Annotated in this window: 7 protein-coding genes; all 7 read right to left on the bottom strand. The window is 62.3% G+C overall.

Annotation, left to right across the window (positions count from 1 at the left end):
• Nucleotides 1–908, bottom strand: a 908-nt coding sequence (locus NH195_RS11040; RefSeq protein WP_066706769.1) for an electron transfer flavoprotein subunit alpha/FixB family protein, incomplete at its 3' end; no start/stop codon positions are given.
• Complete coding sequence (locus NH195_RS11035; RefSeq protein WP_066704797.1) at nt 908–1,660, bottom strand: electron transfer flavoprotein subunit beta/FixA family protein; 753 nt, start codon at nt 1,658–1,660, stop codon at nt 908–910. The genes NH195_RS11035 and NH195_RS11040, both read right to left, overlap by 1 nt.
• A 24-nt stretch (nt 1,661–1,684) precedes the next feature.
• Entirely contained in the window at nt 1,685–2,569 is an 885-nt protein-coding gene (locus NH195_RS11030; protein WP_066706767.1) for a 3-hydroxybutyryl-CoA dehydrogenase, read from the bottom strand.
• A gap of 10 nt (nt 2,570–2,579) precedes the next feature.
• On the bottom strand, nt 2,580–3,503 hold the full coding sequence (locus NH195_RS11025) for a branched-chain amino acid ABC transporter permease (protein ID WP_066706764.1): 924 nt from the start codon (nt 3,501–3,503) through the stop codon (nt 2,580–2,582).
• A gap of 12 nt (nt 3,504–3,515) precedes the next feature.
• Nucleotides 3,516–4,406: a branched-chain amino acid ABC transporter permease gene (locus NH195_RS11020; RefSeq protein ID WP_198403503.1), complete on the bottom strand. Its 891-nt coding sequence runs from the start codon at nt 4,404–4,406 to the stop codon at nt 3,516–3,518.
• A 57-nt stretch (nt 4,407–4,463) separates the two neighbouring features.
• On the bottom strand, nt 4,464–5,669 hold the full coding sequence (locus NH195_RS11015; protein WP_066706761.1) for an ABC transporter substrate-binding protein: 1,206 nt from the start codon (nt 5,667–5,669) through the stop codon (nt 4,464–4,466).
• A 19-nt stretch (nt 5,670–5,688) separates the two neighbouring features.
• A complete protein-coding gene (locus tag NH195_RS11010) occupies nt 5,689–6,438 on the bottom strand; it encodes an ABC transporter ATP-binding protein (protein ID WP_066706758.1) in 750 nt (249 codons plus the stop codon).

Genomic DNA, 6,438 nt, shown 5'->3' with positions numbered 1-6,438 from the left:
TTCTCGGTCATTTCTGGCACGGCGTCGAAGAGATCAGCGACGAGGCCGAAGTCTGCGACCTGGAAGATCGGGGCTTCTTCGTCCTTGTTGATCGCGACGATCACCTTCGAATCCTTCATCCCCGCGAGGTGCTGGATCGCACCCGAGATGCCGCAGGCGATGTAAAGCTCAGGCGCCACCACCTTGCCGGTCTGGCCGACCTGCCAGTCGTTCGGCGCAAACCCGCTGTCGACCGCCGCACGCGACGCGCCCACGGCCGCGCCGAGCTTGTCGGCGAGCGCCTCGATGATCGCAAAGCTCTCTTCCGAACCGACACCGCGCCCGCCCGAGACGACGATCTTCGCGCTGGTCAGTTCCGGGCGGTCGCTTTCCGCCACCTTGTCCTCGACAAAGGCCGACAGGCCGGTGTCCCCCGCGCCCGAGGCCGCCTCGACCGCCGCGGAACCGCCGCTGCCCGCCGCCTCGAAGGTCGAAGTGCGGAAGGTGATAACCTTCTTTTCATCTTTCGAGCGTACCGTCTGAATCGCGTTGCCGGCATAGACCGGGCGCTGGAACGTATCCGCATCCACCACGGAGGTCACATCGGTCAGAACCATCACATCCAGAAGCGCCGCAACCCGCGGCAGGACGTTCTTGCCCGTCGTCGTCGCGGCGGCGGTGATGTGGCTGTAGCCACCCGCCAGAGACACGATCAGATCGGCAAGGTTTTCCGCCAGCCCGTGGGCATAGGCCGCGTCATCGGCGACCAGAACCTTGGCCACGCCGTCGATCTTCGCGGCCTCGTAGCCCGGCGCACCGCACACGAGAAGCGTCACATCGCCCAGTTTCGCCGAAGCCGAGACGGCTTTCGCGGTGGCGTCGAGCGCGACCGCGCCGCCCGCCACATCCGCAAGACAGAGAACAGCCATCAGACGAGACCTCCCTCTTTGAGTTTCGCAATGAGTTCATCGACCGAGCCGACCTTGATCCCGGCTTCGCGCGCCGCGGGTTCTTCGGTTTTCACGACCGTCAGGCGCGGCGTGGTGTCGACGCCGTAATCGGCGGCGGTCTTCTCGTCGAGCGGCTTCTTCTTCGCCTTCATGATGTTTGGCAAAGAGGCATAGCGCGGCTCGTTGAGACGCAGGTCGGTCGTCACGATGGCCGGAAGAGTGACGGAAATCGTCTGCAACCCGCCGTCCACCTCGCGGGTCACCACCGCCTTGCCCTCGGAGATCAGCACCTCGGAGGCAAAGGTCGCCTGCCCCCAGCCGAGAAGCGCCGCGAGCATCTGACCGGTGGCGTTCATGTCGTTGTCGATCGCCTGCTTGCCGAGGATCACCAGTTCGGGCGCCTCCTCCGCGACGATCTTGGCGAGGATCTTTGCCACCGCCAGCGGCTCGATCTCGACGCCCTGATCCTCTTCGACCAGAATGCCGCGATCCGCGCCCATGGCGAGCGCGTTGCGGATCGTATCCACGGATTTCTTCTCGCCGATCGACACCACGACCACCTCGGAAGCCACGCCGGCCTCCTTGAGACGAATGGCCTCTTCGACCGCGATCTCGTCGAACGGGTTCATCGACATCTTCACGTTCGCAAGATCGACACCCGTGCCGTCGGTCTTAACCTTGACCTTCACGTTGTAGTCGATCACGCGTTTAACAGGTACCAATACCTTCATGCGTAAACTCCTTTTCTTCCATGTTCAGCGCGTCGGGACGGGGATGCCGTCCGCGCCGCGATAATCGTAAAATCCACGCCCGGTCTTGCGACCGAGCCAACCGGCCTCGACATATTTCACCAGAAGCGGACAGGGCCGGTATTTGCTGTCGGCGAGCCCGTCGTTGAGCACGCCCATGATCGACAGGCAGGTGTCGAGCCCGATGAAATCGGCCAATTCCAAAGGCCCCATCGGCTGGTTCGCGCCGAGCTTCATCGAGGCGTCTATGGAGGCGACATTCCCGACGCCTTCAAACAGGGTGTAGACCGCCTCGTTGATCATCGGCACGAGGATACGGTTGACGATGAAGGCCGGGTAATCCTCCGAGACGGTGCCGGTCTTGCCGAGGCGGGCGACGACCTCTTGCATGGTCTTGAATGTCGTCTCATCGGTGGCGATGCCGCGGATCAGTTCCACGAGTTTCATCACCGGAACCGGGTTCATGAAATGCAGCCCCATAAAGCGTTCGGGCCGGTCGGTATGCGCCGCCAGCCGGGTGATCGACAGCGACGAGGTGTTCGTAGTCAGGAGCGTATGATCGGACAGATGCGGCAGGAGACTCTCGAAAATCGCCACTTTGACCGCCTCCTTTTCCGTCGCGCTTTCGACGATAAGATCGCGGGCCCCGAGCGGCTCGATGGAGGAGCCATAAGAGAGCCGCCCGAGTGTTTCCGCCCGCTCACCGACCGTCATCTTGCCCGAGGAGACATTGCGGTCGAGACGGTCCCTGATGAACCCTTCGGCAATGCCCAGGGCGTCGGAGGAGACGTCCTGAAGCATCACGTCATAGCCGGATTGCGCAAAGACCTGGGCAATGCCCCGTCCCATCTGACCCGCGCCAATGACACCTACGGTTTGGATGACGGTCATGGTGTTCCTTTCAAAACGATTTACGGATGAGGGCCTGGATTTCGCCCACCACACCGCGCCGGAAGGCGAGGACGCAGAGGACGAAGATCAGGCCCAAGACGACAGGCACCCAGGATGACAGGGGGCCGGAGGCCAGCGTGTTTTGCAGCGTGACGATGATGCCCGCGCCGATGGCCGGACCCGCGATGGTGCCAAGCCCGCCCAGAAGCGTCATGAGCACCACCTCGCCCGACATGTGCCAATGCGCATCGGTGAGGGAGGCGAGCTGAAACACCACGGTTTTCGTCGCGCCCGCCAGCCCCGCGATGGTCGCGGAAAGGACGAAGGCCAGAAGCTTGTAGCGCTCCACATCGTAGCCCAGAGATTTCGCCCGCGCCTCATTGTCGCGAATGGCCGACAGCACCTGCCCGAAGGGCGAATGCACGGCGCGCGCGATGAGGAAATAGCCCAGCACAAAGACGCCCAAGACAAAGTAATACATCGCCGTGTTGTTCTGGAGGTCCACAAGGCCGAGGAAGCTGCCGCGCGGCACGCCCTGAAGGCCGTTCTCACCGCCGCTGAAATCTGCGCTGATGAAGAAGAAGTAGACCATCTGCGCCATGGCGAGGGTGATCATCGCGAAATAGATGCCCTGCCGCCGGATGGCGAGCAGGCCGATCGCGAGGCCCAGGACACCGGCGGACAAAGCGCCAATGAGGATGCCAAGTTCGGTCGGAAGGCCCCAGACCTTGAGCGCATGCCCGGTGATATAGGCCGCGCCCCCGAAAAAGGCGGCGTGGCCAAAGCTCAGCAACCCGCCGAAGCCCAGGATGAGATTGAAGGCCGAAGCGAAGAGCGCAAAGCACAGCAGCTTCATCAGGAAGACGGGATAGAGCACGAGTGGCGCCACCAGCAACAGGGCGAAGGCGATGAGATAAGCAAGTTTGGTGTTCATCTGTCTGCCCCCTTACGTCGCGTTGCCGAACAGGCCCGCCGGGCGCAGCACGAGCACGATGGCCATGACGGCAAAGATCACGGTGGCGGAGGCCTCGGGCCAGAACACTTTGGTCAGCCCCTCGATCACGCCCATGGACAGGCCGGTGACGATGGCGCCCATGATCGAGCCCATACCGCCGATCACGACAACGGCGAAGACCACGATGATCAGGTTCGATCCCATCAGCGGGCTGACCTGGGTGATCGGTGCGGCCAGAACGCCTGCGAAGGCGGCAAGCGCGACCCCGTAGCCATAGGCCAGCGTGGTCAGAAGCGGCACGTTCACCCCGAAGGCCTGCAAAAGTTTCGGGTTCTCCGTACCGGCACGCAGATAGGCGCCAATCTTGGTTTTCTCGAAAATATACCAGGTCACGAGGCACATCACGACGGCGGCCAGAACGACCCAGCCACGATACCAGGGCAGGAACATGAACCCGAGATTCACGCCCCCCATGAGCTGGGGCGGTGGCGCATAGGGCAAGCCGGAAGAGCCGAAGAGCTTGACGAAACTGCCCTCGATCACCAGCGCCAGACCGAAGGTCAGCAACAGGCCATAGAGATGGTCCACCCCGCTCAGACGGCGCAGGAGGAAGCGTTCGATCAGCATGCCGATTGCACCGACGATCAGCGGCGCGAGGATCAGCGCCCCCCAATAGCCGATGCCGAAATAGGTGGTCAGCCCGGCGGTGGCAAACGCGCCGAGCATGTAAAGCGCCCCATGGGCGAAGTTCACGATATTCAAAAGGCCGAAAATCACCGCGAGACCGAGCGAGAGCACTGCATAGAATGCCCCGTTGATCAAACCGAGGAGCAATTGGCCAAAGAGGACCTGTGGCGGAAAGCCTAGGAGATCTGTCAGCATGGTCATGTTTCCTGCGTGGTTGATCCCACCGGGTGACCCCGGTGGGACGGTCTCGGGTTATTTCGTCGGACAGGTGCTCTCGGACAGCGGGCCATAGGCCTCTTCGCCGGGAATGGTGCGCACGATTTTCAACAGGTCCCATTCGCCCTCGGACTCGGAGGGTTTCTTGACCTCGGCCAGATACATGTCATGCACCATGCGCCCGTCGGTGCGCAGCGTGCCGCCTTTGGCGAACATGTCCTCGACCGGCATTTCGCGCATCTTCGCGAGCACCGTGTCGGTATCGTCCGTGCCGGTCGCTTCGATGGCTTTCAGGTAATGCAGGACGGAAGAATAGGTCCCCGCCTGAATGCCCGTCGGCATCTTGCCGGTCTTCTCATAGAATTTCTGCGACCAGGCGCGGGTCTCGTCGTCCATGTCCCAATAGAAGGACACCGTCATCTGAAGCCCCTGCGCCACGTCCTGACCGATGGATTTGACGTTCGGCATGAAGACCAGAAGCCCCGCGATCTTCTGGCCAGCGGCGACAACGCCGAATTCATTGGCGGCCTTGATCGCATTCACCGTGTCGGCGCCAGCGTTGGCCAAACCGATCACCTTCGCGCCGGAGGCCTGGGCTTGCAAAATGAAGGACGAGAAGTCAGAGGCCGGGAACGGATGTTTCGCCGATCCCAGAACCGTGCCGCCCGAGGCCTCGACCACCGCCGACACATCGCGTTCCAGCGCCTCACCAAAGGCATAGTCGGCAGTCAGGAAATACCAGCTATCGCCGCCTTCCTTCACGATGGCCGAGCCGGTGCCGACCGCCAGAGCGCGGGTGTTGTAGGTCCAGTGCAGACCCGTGGGGATACAGGCCTCATTGGTCAGCGGAGACGAGGCAGAGCCGGAGACCAGCGCGATCTTGTTCTGCTGCTTGGCGACTTCGAACACCGCCAGCGCGACCGAGGTGGTCACCAGCTCGGCAAAGGCATCGACCTGCCCGGTGTCGGCCCATTCGCGCGCCTTGTTGGCGGCGATGTCGGCCTTGTTCTGGTGATCGGCGGTGACGATCTCGATCGGCGCACCGGCGACCGTGCCGCCGAATTCTTCGATCGCCATCTGCGCGGCCACCGCCGCGCCCTCGCCCGCCACATCGGAATAGGTGCCGGACATATCGCTCATCAGGCCGATCTTGACGACGCCGTCGCTGATCTCCGCCGATGCCGCCCCGCAGAGCAGAGAAGCCGCGGAGACACCCGCGATCAAGGTCTTCTTAAGTGTCATGGTTTCCTCCCATTTATCGTTAAACACTAAGATATTCCTCAAAGACGTGCGCTTTCTCCTCCAGCTCGTCCTTGAGAACGGTTGTGGCGATGTGACCGTGATCCATGATCAGGTGACGATCCGCCAAAGGGGCCGCGAACCGGAAATTCTGCTCCACCAGAACCACCGTGTAGCCACGTTGCTTGAGCGTGATGAGAACCTCGCCCAAGGTGTCGACGATCACCGGGGCAAGGCCTTCGGTGATTTCGTCGAGCAAAAGGATGTTCGCCCCGGTGCGCAGGATCCGCGCCATGGCGAGCATCTGTTGTTCGCCGCCGGACAGCAGCGTGCCCTGGCTCTTGCGACGTTCCGCAAGATTGGGGAACATCTCGTAAATCTCTGCGACCGACATGCCGCCCACGCAGACCTGCGGCGGCAGCATGAGGTTTTCCTCGACGCTGAGACTTGCGAAGATGCCGCGCTCTTCGGGGCAATAGCCGACGCCCAAATGCGCGATCTTGTGCGAGGCCATGCCGATGACCTCTTCGCCCTTGATGTGGATCGACCCGGTGCGATGCCCGATCAGCCCCATGATGGCGCGCAGCGTCGTGGTCCGCCCCGACCCGTTGCGGCCCAGAAGCGTCACCAGTTCACCCCGATACACCGTCATGTCGATGCCATGGAGCGCGTGGCTCTCGCCGTAATAGGCGTGCACATCCGTCAGGCGCAGCTCTTCAATATGCTCGGAGAGGTGCTGGCCGCCAAGCTCGTGATTGTCCATGACTGCCAT

It is taken from the genome of Celeribacter ethanolicus, from assembly GCF_001550095.1.
Lineage (GTDB): Bacteria > Pseudomonadota > Alphaproteobacteria > Rhodobacterales > Rhodobacteraceae > Celeribacter > Celeribacter ethanolicus.
This window is presented reverse-complemented; position numbering and strand designations above follow the sequence as displayed.

Bases quoted from the DNA above. Each gene is read 5' to 3' on its own strand.
- NH195_RS11035 (WP_066704797.1), bottom strand. From the start codon at position 1,660: ATGAAGGTATTGGTACCTGTTAAACGCGTGATCGACTACAACGTGAAG.
- NH195_RS11030 (WP_066706767.1), bottom strand. From the start codon at position 2,569: ATGACCGTCATCCAAACCGTAGGTGTCATTGGCGCGGGTCAGATGGGA.
- NH195_RS11025 (WP_066706764.1), bottom strand. From the start codon at position 3,503: ATGAACACCAAACTTGCTTATCTCATCGCCTTCGCCCTGTTGCTGGTG.
- NH195_RS11020 (WP_198403503.1), bottom strand. From the start codon at position 4,406: ATGCTGACAGATCTCCTAGGCTTTCCGCCACAGGTCCTCTTTGGCCAA.
- NH195_RS11015 (WP_066706761.1), bottom strand. From the start codon at position 5,669: ATGACACTTAAGAAGACCTTGATCGCGGGTGTCTCCGCGGCTTCTCTG.
- NH195_RS11010 (WP_066706758.1), bottom strand. From the start codon at position 6,438: ATGGCAGTCATGGACAATCACGAGCTTGGCGGCCAGCACCTCTCCGAG.